At 45.1% G+C, this 23004-nt stretch carries 20 protein-coding genes; 9 read left to right on the top strand and 11 right to left on the bottom strand.

Annotation, left to right across the window (positions count from 1 at the left end; genetic code table 11):
* Positions 1-28 precede the first annotated feature (28 nt).
* From ABID29_RS08195 to ABID29_RS08180, 4 genes are all read left to right on the top strand, one after another.
* Positions 29-1885, top strand: coding sequence for a beta-glucoside-specific PTS transporter subunit IIABC (locus tag ABID29_RS08195; protein WP_354365672.1), 1857 nt, complete (start codon positions 29-31; stop codon positions 1883-1885).
* Positions 1886-1940: 55 nt separating this feature from the next.
* On the top strand, positions 1941-3368 hold the full coding sequence (locus ABID29_RS08190; RefSeq protein WP_354365703.1) for a 6-phospho-beta-glucosidase: 1428 nt from the start codon (positions 1941-1943) through the stop codon (positions 3366-3368).
* Between the two features lie 183 nt (positions 3369-3551).
* Positions 3552-4709 (top strand): MFS transporter, encoded by a 1158-nt coding sequence (locus tag ABID29_RS08185; RefSeq protein WP_354365671.1) that lies wholly within the window; start codon positions 3552-3554, stop codon positions 4707-4709.
* Positions 4710-4715: 6 nt separating this feature from the next.
* Positions 4716-5714: an aldo/keto reductase gene (locus ABID29_RS08180; RefSeq protein WP_354365670.1), complete on the top strand. Its 999-nt coding sequence runs from the start codon at positions 4716-4718 to the stop codon at positions 5712-5714.
* Between the two features lie 156 nt (positions 5715-5870).
* Here ABID29_RS08180 and ABID29_RS08175 read toward each other — a convergent pair whose 3' ends face one another.
* The 3 genes from ABID29_RS08175 to hisS are packed head-to-tail and all read right to left on the bottom strand — an operon-like array spanning position 5871 to position 8229.
* The gene (locus tag ABID29_RS08175; RefSeq protein ID WP_354365669.1) at positions 5871-6074 is read right to left on the bottom strand and encodes a hypothetical protein; all 204 of its coding nucleotides are present in this window, start codon (positions 6072-6074) and stop codon (positions 5871-5873) included.
* On the bottom strand, positions 6049-6924 hold the full coding sequence (locus ABID29_RS08170; protein WP_354365668.1) for a hypothetical protein: 876 nt from the start codon (positions 6922-6924) through the stop codon (positions 6049-6051). The genes ABID29_RS08175 and ABID29_RS08170 overlap by 26 nt, the downstream gene beginning before the upstream one ends.
* Positions 6925-6951: 27 nt before the next feature.
* A complete protein-coding gene (hisS, locus tag ABID29_RS08165; protein WP_354365667.1) occupies positions 6952-8229 on the bottom strand; it encodes a histidine--tRNA ligase in 1278 nt (425 codons plus the stop codon).
* 298 nt (positions 8230-8527) lie between these two features.
* On the opposite strand from hisS, the gene ABID29_RS08160 reads away from it, so the two are divergent.
* Positions 8528-9121, top strand: coding sequence for a helix-turn-helix domain-containing protein (locus ABID29_RS08160; protein ID WP_354365666.1), 594 nt, complete (start codon positions 8528-8530; stop codon positions 9119-9121).
* Between the two features lie 239 nt (positions 9122-9360).
* Here ABID29_RS08160 and adhE read toward each other — a convergent pair whose 3' ends face one another.
* The 8 genes from adhE to ABID29_RS08120 form a co-directional block, all read right to left on the bottom strand.
* Complete coding sequence (gene adhE / locus ABID29_RS08155) at positions 9361-12003, bottom strand: bifunctional acetaldehyde-CoA/alcohol dehydrogenase (RefSeq protein ID WP_354365665.1); 2643 nt, start codon at positions 12001-12003, stop codon at positions 9361-9363.
* Positions 12004-12397: 394 nt separating this feature from the next.
* On the bottom strand, positions 12398-14560 hold the full coding sequence (locus ABID29_RS08150; protein WP_354365664.1) for a hypothetical protein: 2163 nt from the start codon (positions 14558-14560) through the stop codon (positions 12398-12400).
* Between the two features lie 408 nt (positions 14561-14968).
* Positions 14969-15991: an alcohol dehydrogenase AdhP gene (gene adhP / locus ABID29_RS08145; RefSeq protein ID WP_168548942.1), complete on the bottom strand. Its 1023-nt coding sequence runs from the start codon at positions 15989-15991 to the stop codon at positions 14969-14971.
* A gap of 149 nt (positions 15992-16140) precedes the next feature.
* Positions 16141-16437: a hypothetical protein gene (locus ABID29_RS08140; RefSeq protein ID WP_354365663.1), complete on the bottom strand. Its 297-nt coding sequence runs from the start codon at positions 16435-16437 to the stop codon at positions 16141-16143.
* Positions 16397-16648: a hypothetical protein gene (locus ABID29_RS08135; protein ID WP_354365662.1), complete on the bottom strand. Its 252-nt coding sequence runs from the start codon at positions 16646-16648 to the stop codon at positions 16397-16399. Before ABID29_RS08135 ends, ABID29_RS08140 begins: the two co-directional genes overlap by 41 nt.
* Before the next feature lie 3 nt (positions 16649-16651).
* Positions 16652-16978, bottom strand: coding sequence for a hypothetical protein (locus tag ABID29_RS08130; protein WP_354365661.1), 327 nt, complete (start codon positions 16976-16978; stop codon positions 16652-16654).
* A 255-nt stretch (positions 16979-17233) separates the two neighbouring features.
* On the bottom strand, positions 17234-19489 hold the full coding sequence (locus tag ABID29_RS08125) for a heavy metal translocating P-type ATPase (RefSeq protein ID WP_435533161.1): 2256 nt from the start codon (positions 19487-19489) through the stop codon (positions 17234-17236).
* Complete coding sequence (locus ABID29_RS08120) at positions 19473-19934, bottom strand: BlaI/MecI/CopY family transcriptional regulator (RefSeq protein ID WP_354365659.1); 462 nt, start codon at positions 19932-19934, stop codon at positions 19473-19475. Before ABID29_RS08120 ends, ABID29_RS08125 begins: the two co-directional genes overlap by 17 nt.
* A 198-nt stretch (positions 19935-20132) precedes the next feature.
* Here ABID29_RS08120 and ABID29_RS08115 point away from each other — a divergent pair, with 198 nt between their 5' ends.
* The 4 genes from ABID29_RS08115 to ABID29_RS08100 all read left to right on the top strand — a co-directional run bounded on the left by ABID29_RS08115 (position 20133) and on the right by ABID29_RS08100 (position 22829).
* On the top strand, positions 20133-20342 hold the full coding sequence (locus tag ABID29_RS08115) for a hypothetical protein (RefSeq protein ID WP_354365658.1): 210 nt from the start codon (positions 20133-20135) through the stop codon (positions 20340-20342).
* 105 nt (positions 20343-20447) lie between these two features.
* Complete coding sequence (locus ABID29_RS08110) at positions 20448-20645, top strand: hypothetical protein (protein ID WP_354365657.1); 198 nt, start codon at positions 20448-20450, stop codon at positions 20643-20645.
* A 90-nt stretch (positions 20646-20735) separates the two neighbouring features.
* Positions 20736-22283 carry a colicin E5-related ribonuclease gene (locus ABID29_RS08105; protein WP_354365656.1) on the top strand — a complete coding sequence of 516 codons (1548 nt, stop codon included), beginning with the start codon at positions 20736-20738 and terminating at the stop codon, positions 22281-22283.
* A 15-nt stretch (positions 22284-22298) separates the two neighbouring features.
* Complete coding sequence (locus ABID29_RS08100; protein WP_354365655.1) at positions 22299-22829, top strand: hypothetical protein; 531 nt, start codon at positions 22299-22301, stop codon at positions 22827-22829.
* Positions 22830-23004: the final 175 nt, after the last annotated feature.

The raw sequence follows: 23004 nt of genomic DNA, 5'->3' as shown, positions 1-23004 counted from the left end.
AGAGGGAAAATAACTAAGGAGTGCTCTTATGTCAGAAAGATACACTGAACTTGCTCAATGGATTGTGACCTATCTTGGTGGTCAAGACAATGTTGCGGATGTCTACCATTGTCAAACACGCTTGCGCTTTAAACTAAAAGATGCAGGTTTGGTACAAAAAGAAAAGATTGAAAAACTGGACGGGGTAACCATGTATTTAGTCAATGCAGGTGTACATCAGGTTGTCATCGGAACCCACGTTAAAGATGTCTATGAAGAAGTGATCCCACTAATAGCACTTTCTCCAGAAATGAGCCAGGAAACAGAGAAAGCATCACTTACTCAGCAAGTCATCGATTTTATTGCTGCTGCCTTTCAGCCTGTTATTCCTGCCTTATCTGGAGCAGGGATGGTCAAGGCGGTGCTCGCCCTGCTTGTGGTATTTAAAGCAATTGACAATACTAGCCCAACCTATACCATGCTTAATACCTTTGCTGATGGGGTCTTCTACTACCTGCCCCTCATTTTGGCCTTCACTTCCGCTCAAAAATTAAAAACAAATCCCATATTAGCTGTTGGTGTGGTTGCCATGATGCTTCATCCCAACTGGACGAATTTCGTCACAGCTGGTGAACCCATCCACTTCTTTGGGGTGATCCCGTTCAAATTAGCGACATACACGTCATCGGTCATCCCAGCAATCTTGGTGGTCTTTGTCCAATCTTATGTGGAAAGGTTTTTGAATAAGATTATTCCAAAATCCATTGAACTTGTATTTGTCCCTCTTTTAACCTTCTTGGTAATGGGAACACTCGCCTTTTCTGTACTAGATCCTATCGGAGCTATTATAGGAAGTGGATTAGCGTCGATCTTTACTTATCTCTCCGCCAATGCTAGTTGGGTACCAGCTGTCCTTATTGGCTCTCTTCTCCCAGTAATGGTGATGTTTGGAATTCATAATGGAATCGCTCCGCTTGGGATTATGCAGATGGCTCAAGTTGGCTACGACTCCATCTTTGGTCCAGGAGCCTTGTTGTCTAACATGGCCCAAGCGACAGCGGCAGCCGTTGTGGCTATTCGGGCAAAGGATAAACGAACCAAACAAATTGCAACCTCAGGGGCTATCACTGGCTATATGGGGATAACCGAGCCTATTCTTTATGGTATTAGCCTTCCTAAAAAATACCCACTCTACGCTGCCATGGTTGGTGGTGGACTTGGAGGACTTTACGCCGGTCTCATGCAAGTCCGTCGATTTGCGACCGGATCATCTGGATTACCCGCTGTTGTTCTCTATATTGGGGATAATACCATGGGATTTTTCTGGAATATTCTTATAGCTATGGTTATTACAATTGTTTCAACAGCGCTTTTGACTTACTTCCTATCCCTAAAATTTGAAACACTGGAATCTGCCACCAAGGCACCTGCTGAGAAAACCATTGTCATCACAGATGAAGTCATAGCTAATCCGATTGCAGGTCATATCCTGCCTTTGTCAGCCGTTGTTGATCCAGTGTTTGCTTCTGAGGCCTTGGGCAAAGGTTTTGCCGTTGAGCCGAGCGAAGAACTGGTGGTGGCTCCCTTTACTGGTCAAGTCGTCACCGTCTTTCCTACAAAGCATGCTATCGGCCTCTTGTCAGACACCGGACTTGAATTGCTTATCCATGTCGGCCTGAATACCGTTGAACTAGATGGGCAGTTTTTTGAAACCTATGTCCAAGAAGGGGACCGTGTGCAGATTGGACAAAAATTGCTCAGCTTTGAAGCAGATAAAATTAAGGCTGCAGGCTATCATTTACAAATTCCCATCGTTATCACTAACACAACTAACTATACAGAGATTTCGCTTTTGACACAGGGAGCTACGGCAGCTGGCCAGGAAATCTTGACTGCACAGGTTTAATGCCACTAAACAACGGAACATCAGGAAAGGAGAATTCTCTATGAGCCTTCAAAAAATACATTTGCCAGATAACTTTTTATGGGGCGGAGCGACAGCTGCCAATCAAGCTGAAGGAGGCATGAGATCAGGTGGTCGCGGACTCAATAACATCGATTTATTGCCTTTGGGCGAAGATCGTATGGCTATCGCCAAGGGGAAACTGTCCAATTTGGAACGCCGACAGACTTATTTTTACCCGTCTGAAGAGGGAATTGATATGTACACCCATTATTTGGATGATATCGACCTCTTGGCGGAAATAGGCCTCAAAGTGTACCGCATGTCCATTTCTTGGACACGGATCTTCCCAAATGGTGATGATGACGTGCCAAATGAAGAAGGACTAGCCTTCTATGAAACAATTTTTAAAAAACTCAAGGCATGTGGCATCGAGCCTCTGGTGACCTTGGCGCACTTTGACGTTCCACTTGCCCTCATCCAGAAATACGGCGCATGGCGAGACCGGCGCATGGTAGACGCCTATGTTAACTATGCCAAAACTGTCTTTGAACGTTATCAAGGGTTGGTCAAGTATTGGTTGACCATCAATGAGATCAATATCCTCTTGCACCAACCCTTTGTCGGAGGAGGTCTTGTCTTTTCTGAAGGCGACAATACAGCAGAAATAACCTACCAAGCAGCCCATTATCAGCTGGTGGCATCAGCTCTTGCGACTAAGGCAGCACACCTTATTGACCCAGAAAATAAGGTGGGGTGTATGTTAGCCGGAGGTAGCCATTATCCCTATACCTGTCGACCAGAAGATTATTTAGAAGCCATCCATCGTGACAATGGGGAATACTTCTTCATTGATGTGCAAGCCCGTGGTTATTATCCCCGCTATGCTCTCAAAAAAATAGAGCGTGAAGGACTTCGTATCCAGATGACTGAGCAAGATTTGGTGGATTTGAGAGAAAATCCCGTTGATTTTGTATCCTTTTCCTACTATTCTTCAAGGACAGTCTCAGCCTTTGAAGACGATTATGCCACAACAACGGGAAACTTATTCAAGTCCATCAAAAACCCTCATCTAAACTCTACAGAATGGGGATGGCAGATTGACCCAATTGGCTTGCGAAGTTCACTTAACATGCTCTACAATCGCTATCAAAAGCCACTCTTCATCGTGGAAAATGGCCTTGGAGCTAAGGACGAACCAGACGAGAATGGTTATGTAGTTGATGATTACCGTATTGACTATACACGCCAACACATCAAAGCTTTTAAAGATGCGGTCGAGATTGATGGCGTTGAGCTTATGGGCTATACTACCTGGGGAATTTTGGATATCACAGCAGCATCAACTGGCCAGATGAGCAAACGCTACGGCTTTATCTATGTTGACCGAGATGATGAAGGACGTGGAAGCCTTAAACGAACCCCTAAAAAATCCTTCTACTGGTACCAGAAAGTCATCAAAAGTAATGGTGAAGACTTAGATTGAGAAAAGCTATCTAAAGGTCAAATAACAGAAAAAAAGCAGGAAAGAGTCACTAGCCAGACTTCCTCAGGACACAAGTAGCTCTATGGAGCTATCCCTCCTCCAACAGAGTCCAAACTTTCTCTCGCCTGCATCCATCAGCGGATGGTTCTATTCTCTATGGAATCTCAAAAAGGAATGTAAATTATGACTGCCAGACTTCAAAAACTCTCTCTTTTATTGGTTTCTGTGATCGTGCTCTCTTCCGGCGTACTCTTACCTTCTTTACCTGAAATTACCCAGGAATACAGTAAGATCAACAGTACCCTAGTAGAGCTTTTATCTACTCTACCTGCCCTCTTTACCATGTTGACGGTTTCCTTTAGTCCACGCTTGGCAGAAAAACTGGGTTACAAACAAACGGTCCAGTTAGGATTGGCGATAACCCTGGTTAGTGGCTTTGCTCCTATGGTCACAAGTTCTTTTATCTGGCTCTTCATCAGCCGAGTGAGCTTTGGCATCGGTATTGGTTTGTTTAATCCTCTGCTCTTTAGCTTTTCATCCAGCCTTTATAAAGGGAACGAACTATCCAGCATGATTGGTTTCCAGTCAGCCTTTGAGGGGATTGGTGGCATCTTGACCTCGCTCTTAGTGGCCTCTCTGATTGCAGGCGGATGGCGCCAGACGCTTTGGGTTTACCTTATCATCTTACCCGTCTTGCTGCTCTTTAGTCTCTTTGTTCCTCAGATCAATGGAAGAAAAATAGCAGAGCAGTCTAATCAAGTGGCAAAGGTGAAAATTGATCGAACCTTTTGGGGGTTCATTGTCCTCCTGATGATTCTGATTACCGTTTACATGAGCGTCTCCGTCAAACTAACGGCCCTGCTTTTAGAAGGTGGTTTTGGATCCGCTAAGGACGCCAGTCTGGCGCTAGCTCTTATGGGATTAGGAGCCATGTCAGCTGGGTTACTCTTTGGAAAGGCGGTCCTCCTATTCAAACATTGGCTCCTGCCATTAGCTTTAGCAGGCATGGGACTGTCTTTACTGAGCTTAGGCTTGACTAAAAGCCTTGCTTTGGTGATGCTTTGCAATATCACGATTGGCCTCTCTTTTAGAAGTTTTATTCCCTATTTGATGAATCTAGCCAATCAGGTCTCAGATGGCAGTGGCGAACGTCGGACGGCCCTCCTATTGATGGGCTTTAACATTGGTTCCGCCTTTGCCCCTGTCAGCATTAAAATCCTTCAAAATGTGTTATACTTAAAAGAGGTGAAAGCGATTTACTTAGTCGAAGGTGTCTTTTTATGCCTCCTGGCACTAGGGAGTGTCGCTCTGCTATTGCTAAAAAACAAAAATAGAAAGTAGGTTATTATGGAATATACAAGATTAGGTCAGACAGGCTTAGAAGTTTCAAAGCTCTGCCTTGGTTGCATGAGCTTTGGAGATACTGCCAAAGGGTTTCATTCGGGCTGGCTCCTAGATGAAGAGCAGAGTCGTCAACTGATCAAGAAGGCTTTGGACCTAGGCATTAACTTTTTTGACACGGCGAACGTCTATGCTGGTGGGACCAGTGAGGAATACTTGGGACGGGCCTTGAGAGATTTTGCCAAACGCGAGCAGGTCGTCATTGCGACCAAACTGTTCTTTGGCGATGGACAAGACGATGGCCGCAATACAACAGGCCTGTCACGTAAGGCTATTTTCCACCAAGTCGAAGCAAGCCTAAAACGCTTGGGTACAGATTATATTGATCTGCTCTACATTCACCGGTGGGACTACCATACCCCGATTGAAGAGACCATGGCTGCGCTTCATGATTTGGTTGCAGCTGGTAAAGTTCATTACTTGGGAGCGTCAGCTATGTACGCTTGGCAGTTCCAAAAAGCCCAGTATGTGGCGGAGAAAAATGGCTGGACTAAATTTTCTGTTATGCAAAATCACTACAATCTCCTCTACCGTGAGGATGAGCGGGAGATGATGCCATTTTGCCAAGATTCAGGGGTCGCCTTGGTCCCTTATAGCCCATTAGCAGCTGGCCGTGTGGTTCGTGACTGGACAGCAGATACCGCTCGTAGTAAAACCGATGCTGTCGCTAAAGCCAAATACGATAGCACCGAAGACGATGATCGGGCAATTGTGGAACGCGTAGCTACCCTAGCAGAGCGGCATGGCATCACCCGCAGTCAAGTTGCCCTAGCTTGGCTCTGGCAAAAAGGGATTCATTCCCCTATTGTCGGTGTCACTAAAGAAGCCTATTTGGATGACTTTATGGGCGCTTTTGCTGTCAGCCTGACCCCAGAAGAGATGGCTTACTTAGACGAACCTTACAAGCCACATCAGATTGTAGGTGCCTTGCCAAAACCAAATTAGTCCATAACTCTTCCTGAGAAAAGTTGTGACTCCAAATGAAAATCACACTGCCTTACCTTGGTTTAAAACCCAGGTAAAACAGTGTGATTTTTAGGTTTGAGTTGTCCGTTTAGAGAAATTTCTAATGACATTCTATCAAAATCTTTAAGTCAACCATTAGCTCTCATTGACCCAGATTTCAATGCCGTATTCACCATCAGCGATAACCTGTTCTTGAAACAGGACTTGCTCTGTAACCAAATCATAGGCCAGCAAGGACTGGCCAACTAGAATGAGAACCTTGTCGTCTTTCCAACATTTAACGGTTTGGACGTAAGTGTCCTCCTCGCGGAGACTAGCCACCGACCGTACCATACTCATGGGAGAAGGCCAAGTAGTCATTTCCAATGTAAAATAACGCATAGGGAGCCAGTTGCGGAAGTTCAAAGAAGTTCTTTTCTCCCGTTTCTAGATCTAGTTGCATCAGCAGATTTGTCCACCACTTTTCTTTGTTTTGACGGTTGTGGAAAGCGATGACTGGACTGTAGAATTTCCCGTCAATGACAAAGCTATTCCCAAACATATAACGCTTGTCTGTATCATAATGGAGCAAGTCCTCCTTAATCAGAGTCAGTCCCTCGTTCCCTTCTTGAAAAACCATCAGAAAGTCTTCGTAGTCTCCCTCATAAGCTTTCGCACCAGAAAGATAGATTTTATCCTCCATGGACCAGAAATTACCACCCATCACAGACTCTTTCAAGGTATGCGTGAACCGTTCGTTCAATTCACCGTCAAAAGCGGTCAAACGCATGTCCTCAGTGCTTGCTTCTGAGGTATAGTAATACCGTCCGGTTCGTCCAGATGAGGTGTAGGCGATTTTGTCAGATTTTTGCCGCCTGACCTCTCCTGTCTCAAAATCCAGAGACGCCAAAGCACTATTCATATCCTTGGGGTGGTCTTCATCTGAAAAAATCAAGTAGCGGTGATCCAACTCTGCTCGCTGCACCATATCCCGGACCCATTCCTTCGCAACGGTCACAGGACTATGAGACAATTCGGATAAGCCTTCAGGAGACAGCTTATAGGCGACCACGCCCTTATTTTTAACCAGATAGATAGCCGCTTCTTTCTCAACCTTAAACGATTGAGATGGGCTGAGTTTAAAAATAGCTACAGTAATAGCCAAGAAACCTAAGAAGATGAGTAAGCTTATGAAAGTTGATTTTTTCATGGGTTACCGATTTCTATTCTTTATCTTCTACCCCAACTCTTCTAAAACTGCTACGAAATTGGTTTTGAGGGCTTCTAAGCTGACGGTGACTTCTGCACGCGTTTGGTTATTTTTGACAGTGACTTGACCTGCTTCCAGCTCACTTTCCCCTAGCGTCAGGATGGTTTTTGCTGCAAACTGATCTGCCGATTTAAACTGTGACTTGAGCTTGCGTCCTAGGACATCTCGCTCAACCTTAAAGCCTTGTCGGCGAATCGCCTGCACGATTTCCAGCGCAGCCGTATTGACCACATCCCCCAGAACAGCGACATAGAGGTCCAAAGCTGGCTCTATCGGCAATTCCAAGCCTTGGGCCTCCAAAATCATGAGCAGGCGCTCCTGACCGAGACCAAACCCAAAACCTGGGGTTTCTGGCCCCCCCAGCTGCGCCACCAAACCGTCATAGCGGCCACCAGCACAAATGGTCAGCTCGCTGTCGTTCACCTTGGTGATAAACTCAAAAATCGTGTGGTTGTAGTAATCCAAACCACGAACCATGTTGGTGTCGATGACATAAGGAATCTCAAGAGCTTCCAACATCTCACGCACCGCATCAAAATGTGCCTGACTCTCCTCGTCCAAGTAGTCCAAGATGGACGGCGCATTTTCCACTGCCACCTTGTCTTCTTTTTCCTTGCTATCAAGAACCCGCAGCGGATTTTCCTCCAAGCGGCGCTGGCTGTCCTTGGACAGTTGGTCCTTCAGAGGGGTTAGGTAATCAATCAAGGCCTGACGGTACTTGGCACGGCTGGCCGGTGTTCCTAGCGTATTGAGGTGGAGGACCACATCTTTGATTCCCAGCTGGTTAAAAAATTGATAGGCCATGGCTATGGTCTCTACATCCGTCGCAGGATTGCTGGAGCCAAAGCACTCCACCCCAAACTGATGAAATTCACGCAAACGTCCTGCCTGAGGGCGTTCATAGCGGAACATAGATCCCATGTAATAGACCTTGACTGGCTTTGGCACTTCTGGTGCAAAGAGCTTGTTCTCCACGTAAGAGCGAACCACCGCCGCGGTGCCTTCTGGGCGTAAGGTGATGTGTCGGTCGCCTTTGTCGTAAAAGTCGTACATTTCCTTGGTCACGATATCAGTCGTATCGCCAACCGAACGGGCAAAAACCTCGTAATGCTCAAAAAGCGGTGTCCGGATCTCTGCATAATTGTAGCTGGCAAACGTCTCACGCGCCACTGTTTCGACATATTGCCAACGTTCAGACTGACCTGGCAAAATATCTTGGGTTCCTTTGGGTTTTTGAAGTTTCATTGGCATTCCTTTCCTCTAGTACATCTATTATCTGTTCAAACAGCTCTCTGAGTTCAACCACAGATGGGTTTTCAAAAGATCAGTGTTGTCTTATTTTATCATAAAAAATAGGGGATTTAAACTAGTAAGAAAAGGAATTTTTCCCTTTTCTTATTAGTCTCAACCAGTTCCTTGACAAGGTTGTCAAGGAACTGTCAAGCTATGATATAATCTGATATAGCTAATTGTCAAATGTCAAAGACATTTGATAGACCGATTTTAGTCCTATTCGTTATACTGGAAACAGAAAGGAGGCCTCATGAAACTCGGACAACACCTAGTCCATTACCGTAAAATTGCTAAGCTCTCCCAAGAAGATTTGGCTGAACAGATTTACGTGACAAGGCAGACTATTTCCAACTGGGAAAATAATCATACCTATCCCGATGTGCAAAGCCTAATCCTACTCAGTCAGATCTTTCAGGTGAGCCTTGATGACTTAATCAAAGGAGATCTTGAAGAAATGAAAACCATCGTTCAACACTCTGAACCGAAGCAGTTCGATAAAGATACCTACTTCATGCTAATTGGCATGCTTAGCATGATGCTCACTGGTTTTCCTCTTGTCTATTTTTTAGAATGGTGGGGAGTCTTAATCCTCGTCCTACAGTTCCTTCCAACTATCTATTTTGCCAACCGCATTGAGCGTTTTAAAAATAAGTACGATGTCCAAACCTATAAGGAGATCCTGGCTGTTTCTAACGGTCATCTGCTAGACTCTCTCCAGAAACGAGAAGAGAAAGCCAAGGCTCCTTATCAGAAACCTCTCATTGTCCTAATGTTTGCCCTGATCAGTGCAACTATTGTGGTCCTCGTAGCTTTCATCACTCTTAAACTCTTTCCTTTGCCCTAAATGATCTAAACTTCCGAGTAGGACTATCGCTTCTATGGAAGCTACACAACAAATGCCAGACAAGTTTTAAGCCAAACTCTAGCGTTGCTGTTTCAACAGTCAAGCGCTAGGGTTTTTATGGTTTCATAAACCTTGAGCAATTTCTTTGCTGCAAGCAACCTTGTCTTTCTAACAATTTTTTGGCCTACACACACCAAGAAAACCTAGCCAGATTTCTCTAGCTAGGTTGGAGTCACGTATTATTTGCGACGGCCTGGACGCTCACCATAACCGTAGTAAGCATCTTCGATGATTTCTTGCATATGGTCAACCATTGGCAAGCGTGGGTTGGCTGGAGAACATTGGTCCTCGTAGGCAAGAAGTGCCAATTCACGAGAATATTTCTTCAGTTCGTCCTCATCCACACCTTGAGCCTTAAGGTTCATCTCGATACCGAGGCGGCAACCAAGGTCATAGACCGCTTTAGCATAAGATTCCACAGCTTCTTCTGGTGTTGATGCTGGAAGTCCGAGCAATTTTGCAATATCTTGATACTTCTCATCCGCACGGTAGTAGTTGTACTTAGGCCATGTCGCAGTCTTGGCAGGACGTGTACCATTGTAGCGGATAACGTATGGCAAGAGAATGGCGTTGGTACGGCCGTGAACCGTGTGGAAGCGAGCACCGATCTTATGCGCCATGGAGTGAGAAATACCGAGGAAGGCATTGGCAAAGGCCATACCAGCCATAGTGGATGCATTATGCATTTTCTCACGAGACTCAAAGTCCGCTTCTTTCACAGAGCGCTCCAAGTATTCAAAGACAATCTTGATGGCTTGAAGAGCCAAACCGTCTGTAAAGTCATTAGCCATTTGAGACACATAAGCTTCTGTCGCATGGGTCAAGACGTCCATACCAGTATCTGCCGCGATGAAGCCAGGCACGGTCATGACAAGTGCTGGGTCAACAATAGCAACGGTTGGGGTCAATGAGTAGTCAGCGATTGGATACTTACGGTTGTTTTCTTTATCTGAGATAACCGCAAATGGGGTCACTTCAGAACCAGTACCAGATGTTGTTGGGATGGCAATAAACTTCGTTTTCTTACCGAGTTCTGGGAACTTGAAGGCACGTTTACGGATATCCATGAATTTTTGAACAAGGTCATGGAAGTCCACTTCTGGTTGTTCGTAGAAGAGCCACATAACCTTAGCTGCATCCATCGGAGAACCACCACCAAGAGCAATAATTGTGTCAGGTTTGAAGGTACGCATGAGCTCAGTACCTTTATAAACGGTGGTGATATCTGGATCTGGTTCCACTTCAGCAAAGATTTGGTAAGTTACCTTGTTACGACGAAGATGAAGTTGCTCCAAGATACGATCCAAGAATCCAAGTTCAACCATGGCTTTGTCAGTCACAATCATAACGCGTTCAACGTCACGACATTTTTGCAAGTATTCGATCGAATCACGCTCGAAATATGTTTTTGAAGGAACTTTAAACCATTGCATATTATTTCTACGTCTTCCTACTTTTTTGATGTTCAAGAGATTTACAGCACTAACGTTACCAGATACTGAGTTGCTGCCGTATGAACCACAACCCAGAGTCAATGAAGGTAAGAAGGCATTGTAAACGTCACCGATACCACCGAAGGTAGAAGGAGAGTTCCAAATAACACGGATAGCGCGCACGATGCCACCAAATTCTTTGGCGAGGTCTTCGTCTTTTGTATGGATGGCAGCTGAGTGTCCAAGACCATGGAATTCAACCATTTGACGCGCTTTTTCAAGACCGTCTTCACGTGTTTCAGCTCTTAAAACAGCGATAACAGGCGATAATTTCTCACGTGTCAATGGCTCGTTTTCACCAACTTCTTTACATTCTGCAGCAAGGATGTTGGTCCCTTCTGGTACAGAGAAACCTGCCTGCTCCGCAATCCATGCTGCTGGCTTCCCAACGATATCTGGATTGAGTTTCGCACCGGCACAGTTTTTGCTGTTGGCTTTAGCACCGAAACAGAATTCTTCAAGAAGGGCTTTTTCCTTCTTGTTGACGAAGTAAGTGTGGTAAGACTTGAATTCTGTGACAAACTCATCATAAATCTCATTATCGATAATGACTGCTTGCTCAGACGCACACACCATCCCATTATCAAAGGATTTAGACATCACGATGTCATGTGCCGCTTGACGGATGTTAGCTGATTTTTCAACATAAGCTGGAACGTTACCCGCACCTACACCGAGAGCTGGTTTACCGCAAGAATAGGCCGCCTTAACCATAGCATTACCACCAGTTGCCAAAATAGTGGCAATCCCTGGGTGATTCATCAAGGCGTTAGTTGCCTCAAGAGATGGGGTTTCAATCCACTGCACACAGTTTTCAGGAGCACCGGCAGCAATGGCAGCGTCACGAACGATTTGAGCAGCATGCGCTGACGATTTTTGAGCCGATGGGTGGAAAGCAAAGATGATTGGATTACGTGTTTTAAGGGAAATCAAAGCCTTAAAAATCGCTGTTGAAGTAGGGTTTGTTGTTGGTGTGATACCACAAATAACTCCGACAGGTTCAGCAATCAAGGTCAAACCCTTAACATCATCTTCTTCGATAATCCCCACTGTTTTTTGGTGACGCATGTTGTTCACCACGTGCTCACAGGCAAAGAGGTTTTTAGTTGCTTTATCTTCGAAAACACCGCGCCCTGTTTCCTCATAGGCGTGCATGGCTAATTCACCATGGGCATCAAGGGCAGCTACAGAAGCTTTCGCAACAATATAGTCCACTTGCTCTTGATTGAGCTTGCGCATTTCGTCCAAGGCAACTAGCCCTTTTTGAACCAAGGTATCAATCGCTTGATTCACATCTTCTACAGCAACTTTTTTTGCTTTATCACTCATGTATAGACTCCTTTTTATGAGTTTGTTAATTTGTTCACAATATTATTGTACTACATTTCCAAAAAAATGTAAATAGTTTTCAACATGTTTCACAATCTTTTTTTGAGGTTTTTTCTCCTCCTTACTCCCCCTTTCTATTTGGTCACCTCCTTTTTCAAAAGTTTTTATTTTCACAATCTTTGGAAGCGATTTCTTGTCTCTTTTTCAATTCTAACATTTTTTGAAAATGGTTTCAAGAGGTTTTGGAGAATCTCTATCAATAAAATAAACAGACAAAAACCGAACAAGACTAAAAGGACTTAGTCCTGCCCAATACAGAACTAAATCCTTTAACTAAGTAAATTATCCAATTTTTGAGGGCAAGTACAGCAATCGTTTAGCAAATTATCCTATACTATAGTCGATAAGAGGGCTTTATCAGACCAAGGCTAACTACGAGCAGGGCTATACCGGCAAAAATCAAGCAACTCTTGTCTTCACTGGTTTTAGGAAGTAGAGTTTTTTTCTTGTTACTAACTTTAGCGTCAGACAAAACTGACTGGGCTGACTGTCCACCTTCTGTCTGACTAGAAGAAATTGAGATTTCCCTCGGAGATAACTGCGAAGAATACTGTCTATCATCTGATATATCTCCCTTTCGAGGATTTATGAAGCCAAGATTCGTCGAACCTGAGGATGCTTGCTGATTTAAATTGGTCCTTAAATTTGCTGAATCGGTGGAAATGATCGCCGAGGTTCTCCTGCTCTCTGCACGAGTTGGTGATGACGTCAACCCCTGATTACTCTGAGAATTCCCCTGATTAACAGTATTTGTTCCAGAGGAATTCTGAGGTTTTGGACTCGTTTGTTTGCTAGAAGCAGTCTCTGTATCTTCTGAAGGCGTTGTCTGATGAGGTTGTTGCTCTGATTTGTTCAATAAACCATCCAGTCTAGACTCAAATATCGTCAAAAGTTCTAAAATCTCTGAACGTTCAACTGTCAGACTTGCCTCATCCGTCACCGATTCCAAAGCAATGGCATCAACCAAGTAGGTAATACGATGTTTTTTGGGATAAATCAATTCCAACCAAACTTTGTGACGTTGCTCTTTAGGGAGTTGATTAATTTTATCTATAATTTTATTATAAATTGTCACCAATTCTTGTTCAGTCTCAAGTTTTTTCGTCCAAAACGCCAGTTTCTGATCAGCGAGGTTTGCCAACTGATTCAGGTAAGACTCATCCGTGAACGGTTCATAACCAATCAGATGAATACCTTTCTCAATATCCCTAAGATAGTGCTTACTCACTGAAATGTGTTCAGCAATAAACTCATCTGTCGTCAATACTCGACTAGGCATTGGACTCACTGGTTTAGCTTCGAATGCATGAACTTCTGTCACAAAGGTAAAGTCATATTCATGTCCTAATTGGTAGCGGTCATTTAATTGATTAAGTGCTTCCAATCTATCACTCATCAGCGTCATTTGATATAGCAACTTATCCCAATTCTCTAATTTATTAGCTTTAAAAGCTTCAGCCTCTTCTGCGGTAATCTCTTCTGGCAAATGCTGAGCATTACTAGAACCCACTGTGGTATAACGGTAATCGTTCACATCCAGTAGTTCAGGCTTCCCTTTAAAATTAATATGAGGGAGTGTTTGCAATTTAGTTATACTGTCAGCTTTTTTCTGATCTAATTCAGCTTGAATCCGCTGAAGTTGGTCTGAAGTGAGGAGCTGCCCTTTAATGCGATGTTCCAAACGATTGAGACGATTTAAAACTTCAGCTTGTTCCCCAATATAGCCCGACTCAGCATGTGCTGGACTAAACGACGTTTTATAGCTTACGGTGTAGCTTAACTTCTGTACAGCATCTGCCATAAAGTCATGATACTGTTGCTTGCGGACCTCCTCAGGTTGATTGTTGAAATAACGAATAAGTTCATTATACTTGTCACGAACGGGCTTAAACTCTTCAATGGACGCCTCTAATGTCGTCAAACGAGATAAGATACTATGCTGATAACGAATAAGGCTTGTCTCATCGTTAAGAACAGCCAACCAATTCAATTGAGCTAGTAATTCTGTGTCCAACATGCCTACTTCTGCAAAAGAATAACGTGGCAGTTCTTGTTCAATGTAAGGTACTCCCCGATAAAGGTCTAAAAAATTGAAACGCTGTTCCGATTGAGTTTGTTCATTGTAAGCTTTCAGGCGATTATAAACTTCTTCAAGTAGGCTTATCTTAAACAATTCTGTATCTAACTGTTTCAATCGTTTATTCAAATGAGCCACCAACTCCGAATCATTATTCAAGTCTGCCAACCAATAAAACCGCTGATCAAGGATAGACTTCGCTTCTTCATTTCCAGTCAGCTGCCGAAGCTTATCTAAAACCTCATCTCGCTTATTTTGCACTTCTCTTATTGCTTCTTGACGTTGTTCTTGCTCTCCAGCAACACTGATTTCCTCAGCATAAACTTTATTGACTGGAAAGTCTGTAGACAACATCGGTACCGCGATACCTAAACTAGCCGAAATCAGTAGAATAGGTATATGTTTTAAGGATTTTCTCATGATAAATCTCCTAGATAAATCTAAATTTCTTTGAAATTACTATTTTTATTTATTATACCAACTTTATTTAGTGCAATCAATAAATATATGCAAGATTGATAAAAATCCTTGTAGACTAAATTAATTAATTTTTCAGTATTTAGAGATGTTCAAATACCCCTTCATGTCTTTACTATTTTCCCCTAAACGCAACTCATCCCTGAAGCAAGAATACCTACACCCAATCAAGGTCTGACTTGATCCAATACCAGTCGTAATCAATCGCTTTTTGACTATTTATTCCTTAAACGACCAGACCACATTCCCAAGTAGATTCTTTCCCTTGCAGAGAACCACTAGTGCCAATAAAGTGAACAGACAAAACCCGAACAAGCCTTTTACTGCTTGCTCGGGTTTTGACATTTTAAATTAGTGTGAGTGGGTGAAGTCCAATACCATACGACCTTGGATCGTGCCTGCAGCCATTTCATCAAAGACCGCAACAGCATCTTCTACTGGGCGTTTTTCAACAACTGGAACAACCTTACCTTCTGCTCCAAATTGGAAGGCTTCTTCCAAATCCTTACGGGTACCAACCAAAGAACCAATGATTTCGATGCCATCAAGGACAGTCTTGACGATTGGAACATCCATGGTTTCTGATGGTAAGCCGACAGCGACAACCTTACCAGCTGCACGAACAGAGTCAATGGCTTGGTTGAAGGCTACCTTAGAAACTGCGGTAACAACTGCAATATGAACACCACCAGTCTTTTCTTGGATAAGGCCAGCAACATCTTCTACTTCACGACCGTTAACGACAAAGTCTGCTCCACTTTCAAGAGCCAAGTCTAACTTGTCTTGGTTAATGTCAATGGCTACCACGTGGCAGTTGAAGACATTTTTAGCGTATTGAATGGCTAAGTTTCCAAGACCACCTGCTCCGTAGATGGCTACCCATTGGCCTGGTGTTGGTTTAGCGCATTTGATGGCCTTGTAAGTGGTTACCCCAGCACAAGTGATGGAGCTTGCCTGAGCAGGATCAAGCCCCTCTGGCACCTTAACGGCATAGTCAGCTGTTACGATACACTGCTCTGCCATGCCTCCGTCAACAGAGTAACCTGCGTTTTTAACGGTACGGCAAAGGGTTTCATTACCGGTTGTACAGTATTCGCAGTGACCACAGCCTTCAAAGAACCAGGCAACAGATACGCGGTCGCCAGGCTTGAGGCTGGTCACATCTGGAGCTACTTCGCGGACAACACCAATCCCTTCGTGACCAAGAACACGTCCAGGCACCTTGCCAAAGTCTCCTTGAGCTACGTGCAAGTCTGTATGGCAGACCCCACAATACTCAATGTCTACAAGGGCTTCACCTGCTTCTAGGGCACGAATGGCGTGCTCCGCAACTTCCACATAGGTCCCTTCTGGATTTACAACTACTGCTTTCATTTTCTTTCCTCCTTTTGGAATGGTTTTCATTTTCAAATTTATTATAATACTTTTTGGAACCGAATTCAATTATTTTGTGATTTTTTTATCAAAAAAGTTCTATGGTTCAAACTTTTTAACAAAAAAGAGGTGGTCATTCCCAACCTCTTCTAACAGTTAAATAAGCTTCCACGAGGATTTTGTCGTTCAATCCCAAGGGTTCTATTTTCCAGTACAAAAGCAAATTCATTCGTCAGGATCTGAACGGACAAGCCCTGATTCTTAGTATCATAGGTTAGCTTGGCATGAAGAACCCTGACGAGTTCCGTAAAGACCAACCACTCCTCTTGCTCCCTAAAGATGGTGATGTCCTGCGGAAAAGTGACCTGCCAATCCCCAATCGTAATGGTTTGCTTGCTCGCCTGCTCAGCCATTGCCATGCCCCTCGCGAGAAATGTAAATCGCATCTCCCTTGAGCAAGAAATGACTCTGCCAACGTGGCAAAATCTTGATGCTCTGGTCTTCTTCTTGATAGATCAGAACGGCATTGAAGTCTGTGTAGTTCTTCTCAATAACCAGCAAGGTCTTTGCTTCTTCATCCACGTGAAAACCAAAGGATTCGTCTATAAAGATGTTTTTTCCGTAAAACGCCATCTGATGATAGTTTTTTTCTGTCATAGCTTACTCCAATCGATAAGTAAAATGGGCTTTTGAATATGGAAGATCTGTTCCATCGTCCTCGAAAGGACTCTGCTCCTGGTCATAATCTGGATAAATAGAGACCAAGTTGTCCTTGAAGGTCAATCCGACCTGCCAACGGGGGTCAATCTGCAAGGCCTGAGCCTCAGCGTCGTAGGACAAACAGGCATGAAGGGCCTGGCCATCTCGGGAGAAGACCAGCCAAGCCTGCCGTTCACCAACCTGCTTAGCCAAACGCAAGTCCTCATGGACAAGGAGGTCATAATCGCCGATTGATCGTCTGTGGTACTGAGCCTGTTTCTCCACCATTAAAAATACCTCGCTAAATTGTTCATCCAACCAGTCATCTTAACCTGTCACACCAAACGCCTTGTCTTGTCAGCTAGTTTACCAAGGCAAGGAGCCTTTGTCAACTCTTCCCCACTTTTCAGCAAAAGATCAGAAAAGTTGGATTGCTGGATAACCGCCAAAATAAATCTGGTGCCCGCTGGAATGGAACAAAAATTGATTAAAGACCTCAAGAGCCTCATCTCTAGTTTAAGAGTCAGACCGCTAAGGCAGTGGTTACAGTTTCCGTCTCTTCAGTCGGAGGGCATTGGCCAAGACAGAGACAGAACTCAGACTCATGGCAAGCCCGGCTAGCATAGGATCCAGCAGCGGACCACCGAAAAGGTAGAGGAGGCCCATAGCTACTGGAATCCCCAGCAAGTTGTAGGCAAAGGCCCAGAAAAGATTCTCTTTGATGGTTCTTAAGGTCACCCGACTCAACTTGAGGGCTGTCAAGACGTCTTGAAGGTTGGCCCGCATCAGCACCATGTCTGCCGACTCTATCGCAACATCCGTTCCCGAACCGATAGCCAAGCCGAGATTGGCCTGTACCAGAGCAGGCGCATCGTTGATCCCATCGCCGACCATGGCGACCTGGCGACCAGAAGCCTGCAAGTCTTTGACAATCTGTGCCTTATCCTTGGGCAAGACTTGGCTGAATACTTGGGCAATCCCGACTTCTTTAGCGATAGCTTGAGCAGTCGCCTCGTGATCCCCTGTCAACATGACCACCTCCAGCCCCATGGCTTGCATTTCAGCGATAGCGGCTCGGCTGGTTTCTTTGATTTGATCTGCGACAGCAATCAGGCCAATCACCTGCTGGTCAAGAGCCAGGTAAATCGGTGTCTTACCTGCCTCGGCCAGACTTTGCGCTATCTGGCTGAGACCATCGATAGCTACAGCTTGCTCGGTCATAAGCTTTTCATTGCCAAAAGCTACCGGAGCTTGATGGTAGCGGCCGACAATACCCTTGCCTGGGATGGCCTGGAAATCTGTCACGGTTAAAGGGGGCTGCTCTGCCTTTTCCTGCCAAAGAGTTGCCGCGTGGCTTAAAATCGCACGTGCCACAGGATGTTCTGAACCGGCTTCGCAGGCAGCTGCTAGCGCTAAGATATCCCTTTCCTGCCATGGTGCCATAGCAAGCACATCTGTTACTTGGGGCTTGCCTTCTGTAATGGTTCCTGTCTTGTCTAAGACGATGGTATCCACATGATGAGCTGTCTCTAAGGCCTGACCTGACTTGACCAGAACCCCATGCTCCGCTCCCTTACCGGTCCCGACCATGATGGCCGTAGGCGTTGCTAGGCCCAGCGCACATGGACAAGCGATGACTAAGACAGCCACAAAGATTTGAAGAGCAAAACTGAGGTCCCCGTCTTTAACAAAAAACCAGAAGACACTGGCTAGAAGCGCCAAACCGATAACCACTGGAACAAAATAAAGCGAAATCTTATCGGCCAAGGCTGCAATCGGTGCCTTAGACCCCTGTGCTTCTTCGACCAGTTGAATGATTTTGGAGAGAGTCGTATCCTCCCCTACCTTGGTTGCTTCGTAGTCAATGCTGCCATGCTGATTGATGGTCGCGCTGATTACCGTGTCGCCTACAGCCTTATTGACTGGCATGCTCTCGCCCGTAATCATGGACTCATCCACAGCCGTTTCGCCCACGAGCACCCGTCCATCCACAGGGATGATGCCACCAGGCTTGACCCGTACCACATCGCCCAACCGAATATCCTCTGTATCAATCTCGACCGCCTGTCCACGACGCACCACCGTCGCTGTCTTAGGAGACAAGTCCATTAGGCGCTCAATGGCCTGAGAGGTCTGGCGTTTGGCCCTCAGCTCCAAAAATTTTCCCAGTAAAATCAAGCTGATAATCACTCCTACCGACTCAAAATAGAGATGGTGCGCAAAATGATTCTCCCCCTGGCCAATAGCCCAAACAGCATAAAGCCCATAGAGAAAGGCCGCACCAGTCCCCACAGCGATCAGGCTATCCATGTTTGGGTGGGCCTTGAGGAGATTACGAAAGCCTCTCTGGTAAAAATCGCGTCCAAGCCACATGACAGGCATGGTTAGAGCTAATTGCACTAACGCAAAAGCCATGGGAGCCTGATCTGGGGATAGTTGGTTTGGAACTGGCAAGCCCAGCATACTCCCCATCGAGAGATAGAGCAAGGGCAGAGCGAAGGCGATAGCCCAAATCGTCTTGCTTTTCAAAGCCTTGCTCTGTTTCTCCTGATAACCTTGATCCGCTTGATAGGCTTGGCGCTGATTCTTTGTCTTAGGAATGGCTTCATAACCAGCCTCAGCGACCGCATCTACGACAGTCTGCCAGTCAAAATCCGCTTGATGGCTTTCGACGGTCAAATACTCCGTCGCAAAATTGACCTGGGCGCTGGCCACATCGGCCAATTGACTAACCGTTCGCTCTACCCTAGCTGCGCAGGAAGCACAACTCATGCCATTAACCTTATATCTCTCTTGCATCATGACATCCTCCTCCATGTTGACCGCAGGTACATTGGCCTGCTATGCACTGACAAATCACTCGATCTGGCGCCTGTTCCCTCTTGGCCAGAGCCAATCGGCTGACTTCTTCTAAGTCTGCTCGGCTGAACTCTCCTAATTCCAGCAAAACCTTAAGCAGGTCCACCTGCTTGGTCGTGCAAACGCTAGATTGGAGCGTCTTAATCTCCTGCACCAGTTTATCCTGCTCGCTAACCAAGGCCCTATAGCGGTACTTGCCAGTCTCTTTTTCCGCTGTCAGCAGACCCTTGTCCCTGAGCCTACGCAGGAGGGTCTTGACCGTCACCCCCTGCCAATTAAAGGCTGAACTCAGATGCGCAATCACCGCTGAGCTTGTTGCACCAGGATTGGCCCAGAGCACCCGCATGACCTGCCACTCTGCCTTAGACATGACTTCTTTTTCCATAGCTCCTCCTTTCGATGACAAATGTAATCACTATAGATAGTTTACAACTGTCATCGAAGTTTGTCAAGGGTAACCATCGGTTTTTACTCAAAAACGAGAATAATCTTGTTCAATCACTTGCTTATCTCAAAACTTTTTAGTATAGTTCATTTAATCTTCAAAGGCGTTTGAGGACTAACAATTAATAAGGAAAAGCCTATGAACAAGGGGAAATGTTTCATGCTTTTGTTGCCAATCTTGGCCCTGCTGGGACAAGTTGCCCCCGTAAAAGCCCAGGAGACCAGCCCTCCTGTGCTAGACCATGCCATAACGGGGGAAAAGTTGTCATCCAGTGTCAGTGCTAAGGACAAGAAAATCAGCCATTCTGAAAAAAGTGTTGTGGAGCCAACAGAAGTTCAAATTGACTGAGCCTCGCAGCTCTCTGACCAAGCAGTAGCCCAAGATAACTCGTCTAATCTCGCCTCTACAACCAAGGACGAATGGACTACCAAAGACGCAGAGATAGAGACACCTGTGGGCAGAGATCTTTCTTCGGGAAATAATCCTCAGACAACCGACAAGGCTCCAGCGACCGAAAAAGAATCACTATCCGCTTCAGATAGCGAGAGCCGACCAGATACTGAGTCAAGTGCTAACACAGATATCATGGAGACTCAAGCACAGGAAACAGAGGATCTATTACCTCACTTCTCAACAGACTGGATCGAGTAAGAAGACCCTAGCAACCCTGTCGAAACAGCCGAGTGGGAGGACGCCCTCGCACCAGAGCCGACCGTTCTTCAGGACGAGATTGACTGGATTTTGTCGGGGAAACCCGAAACCTTGGCTGAGCTGGAGCGCTATTTCTACACCAAGCTGGAGAGCGATGAGCGCTTAAAGGAGTATTTTTACAAGAACCTGACCAGCGACAGCTTGCTCAAGACCTACTTTGCCAGCGAAGATGCGCTGGACCTACCAGAAGTCTTCTATCAACGGGCCAGTGTAGAAGATCGCAAGCTCAAGGCTTACTTCTATCAAACCCTACAACGGGACAAGTTCTTCAGGGACTATTTCTACAAAAGCGCAGACGATGAGGTGAGGAATCTTGAAGAAGTCTTCGTCCAGACAGGGACGAGCTTTTACCAAAAGGTTCAAGTGGAAAGATGGGGCGTTGGCAAAAAGCCGACCGCACCCAAACCTAGCCCCCAACCAACTCCTATCAAGCTACCTTATGCGCCACCAGCACAAGCACGTCCAGCAGCTCCGGTCTACACCCCACCAGTGAGCAGTCCGACCTTTACGGCGTCCAATCCGACTCCGGCAACTAAACCAGCTGCTAAACCGACTCCGAAGCCTGTAAGGCGGCCGAGTTCTTCAATCACTAAGAAGCCTTCAACCAGTCAAACAGACGGGTCCAAAACCATTCGGGACATCTCGTCTGGAAACACTTCAGCTATCCCTAAGCTCATCAAGCAAGCCAAAGACCCTAAAAACCTACCAACTCGCGAACTCATCTCTAGTACACCAACAGGTGTCAAGGGGCAAACCCTCAACACCTACCAGATAGACTTCAGCGCCGCTGGTATAGGGACCATTGTGTCTTCGTCTTACTACAAACATGGGAAACCAGATGTCAAAGCTAATAACAAACATAGCATTGATTCCACCCTTAAAGTAGGGGAGCAACTTGCCCTAGAATACCTTGGCGTAAACGATGCTTACCGTGTCATTGCTGGAAAAGACCCCGTCACCGGAGACAAGGCCAACCGCCTCGCAGCGGCAGGTTGGTTGGCTGCTAGTGTTGTTCCAGGGAGCAAGCTCTTAAAAGGTGCGGATACCGCTCATGATGTCACTAAAGCGGTAGGAACGATCAATCGCACAACCAGCACCATCAAGTCGAGCCATGCGGCTGTTACCGCTGCAAAATCCACCAAGGGAGCAACGGTCGGCACTTGGGTTGCAAAAGGCGGAGAGGTTGCTTTTGACACAGGACGAACACTGAAAACAGCCTCTACCTTTATCAAACAGGCTGATGGTCGATGGAAGGCGGCGGATAAGGTTGGAGATGTCAGTCGCCCCATTAATGCGATTGACAAGAATAAAAAACTAGTCAAAGCTGATGATATTGTTTTTAGTGACAAATTCAAGTTACCTAACTATAAGAATCAGCCAGCACAAAGAGGGTGGACGAATCAAAAAATTGCTGATACAATTAATAATCCGACAAAGACAAGCACTTCTATCAATAAAGCTACAGGTAACACAGTAACAAATTACTATGTAAATGACATTCATTATGTCGCTGTTGATGATGTTACAAAAAAAGTTATCCAAATCGCAGACTTGAATGATTTGGAATGGCTAAATTAGTTATGGAGGAGAACTATGATTGTAAAAAAAGAAGGATCAATTAATCAGATTGTTTATAAACATACAGTGTATTATGAGGGAAAATATCGTTTTTATCCTACCTTGCTTTCTTTGTTCAACTTACTTGATGAATTACTTATACAAGATGAATTGCCGAGGTATATAAGTATCATCCCGTTTTATAAAAATGCACAGACCAATGGTTGGCAAGAAGAATTTGATTTTGGAGGATTCTATATCGAGTGTCGAGACAATGTTTCGGATGAAGAAGCTGAGAAATTTTGGCTAGAAAATAAATTCTGGGGCTGGCCAGGTGCGGAATATAATCTTTTAGACAATTATGTCACTGATGAAGATTTAAAGAGAAGTAACTTCTTGGTTCAATATGGCGATATTGACAGTTTTAGAAGTGCTATTTTGACCTACAAACAGTTCTTGATGGAACGAGGCATTCCTCAAATGATGAAGTGGTTATATGAACTCTGTGATTTGAAAGACGAAGATTTACCTTATGGATACTTTTGCTTTGAAGTAAATAGTGATTAGAAATTACATGAACAGTTACAACAACCTCCTCGAGGCCGGGCAAAAACTAGCCTCAAAATCAAACCACACAGTGACTTCTATCTTGAAAACAATCAAGATGAAAGAATCACTGTGTGGTTTTTGAGTTTTTGAAGTTTTTGAGCCTAGATTCTTGGCCAATTTTGTGAGATTCATG

Origin of the sequence: Streptococcus rupicaprae, assembly GCF_040545225.1 — a bacterium.
Taxonomy (GTDB): domain Bacteria; phylum Bacillota; class Bacilli; order Lactobacillales; family Streptococcaceae; genus Streptococcus; species Streptococcus rupicaprae.
Note: the sequence above shows the minus strand (reverse complement) of the source record. Positions and strands in the feature narration are given on the sequence as shown.

What these genes read in the sequence shown, in the direction of transcription:
- ABID29_RS08125 (WP_435533161.1), bottom strand. Translation starts at nt 19,489, where the DNA reads ATGCAAGAGAGATATAAGGTTAATGGCATGAGTTGTGCTTCCTGCGCA.
- adhE (WP_354365665.1), bottom strand. Translation starts at nt 12,003, where the DNA reads ATGAGTGATAAAGCAAAAAAAGTTGCTGTAGAAGATGTGAATCAAGCG.
- ABID29_RS08135 (WP_354365662.1), bottom strand. Translation starts at nt 16,648, where the DNA reads ATGACAGAAAAAAACTATCATCAGATGGCGTTTTACGGAAAAAACATC.
- ABID29_RS08120 (WP_354365659.1), bottom strand. Translation starts at nt 19,934, where the DNA reads ATGGAAAAAGAAGTCATGTCTAAGGCAGAGTGGCAGGTCATGCGGGTG.
- adhP (WP_168548942.1), bottom strand. Translation starts at nt 15,991, where the DNA reads ATGAAAGCAGTAGTTGTAAATCCAGAAGGGACCTATGTGGAAGTTGCG.
- ABID29_RS08180 (WP_354365670.1), top strand. Translation starts at nt 4,716, where the DNA reads ATGGAATATACAAGATTAGGTCAGACAGGCTTAGAAGTTTCAAAGCTC.
- ABID29_RS08185 (WP_354365671.1), top strand. Translation starts at nt 3,552, where the DNA reads ATGACTGCCAGACTTCAAAAACTCTCTCTTTTATTGGTTTCTGTGATC.
- ABID29_RS08170 (WP_354365668.1), bottom strand. Translation starts at nt 6,924, where the DNA reads ATGAAAAAATCAACTTTCATAAGCTTACTCATCTTCTTAGGTTTCTTG.
- ABID29_RS08150 (WP_354365664.1), bottom strand. Translation starts at nt 14,560, where the DNA reads ATGAGAAAATCCTTAAAACATATACCTATTCTACTGATTTCGGCTAGT.
- ABID29_RS08130 (WP_354365661.1), bottom strand. Translation starts at nt 16,978, where the DNA reads ATGGTGGAGAAACAGGCTCAGTACCACAGACGATCAATCGGCGATTAT.
- ABID29_RS08100 (WP_354365655.1), top strand. Translation starts at nt 22,299, where the DNA reads ATGATTGTAAAAAAAGAAGGATCAATTAATCAGATTGTTTATAAACAT.
- hisS (WP_354365667.1), bottom strand. Translation starts at nt 8,229, where the DNA reads ATGAAACTTCAAAAACCCAAAGGAACCCAAGATATTTTGCCAGGTCAG.
- ABID29_RS08195 (WP_354365672.1), top strand. Translation starts at nt 29, where the DNA reads ATGTCAGAAAGATACACTGAACTTGCTCAATGGATTGTGACCTATCTT.
- ABID29_RS08160 (WP_354365666.1), top strand. Translation starts at nt 8,528, where the DNA reads ATGAAACTCGGACAACACCTAGTCCATTACCGTAAAATTGCTAAGCTC.
- ABID29_RS08140 (WP_354365663.1), bottom strand. Translation starts at nt 16,437, where the DNA reads ATGCGATTTACATTTCTCGCGAGGGGCATGGCAATGGCTGAGCAGGCG.
- ABID29_RS08175 (WP_354365669.1), bottom strand. Translation starts at nt 6,074, where the DNA reads ATGAGTATGGTACGGTCGGTGGCTAGTCTCCGCGAGGAGGACACTTAC.
- ABID29_RS08115 (WP_354365658.1), top strand. Translation starts at nt 20,133, where the DNA reads ATGAACAAGGGGAAATGTTTCATGCTTTTGTTGCCAATCTTGGCCCTG.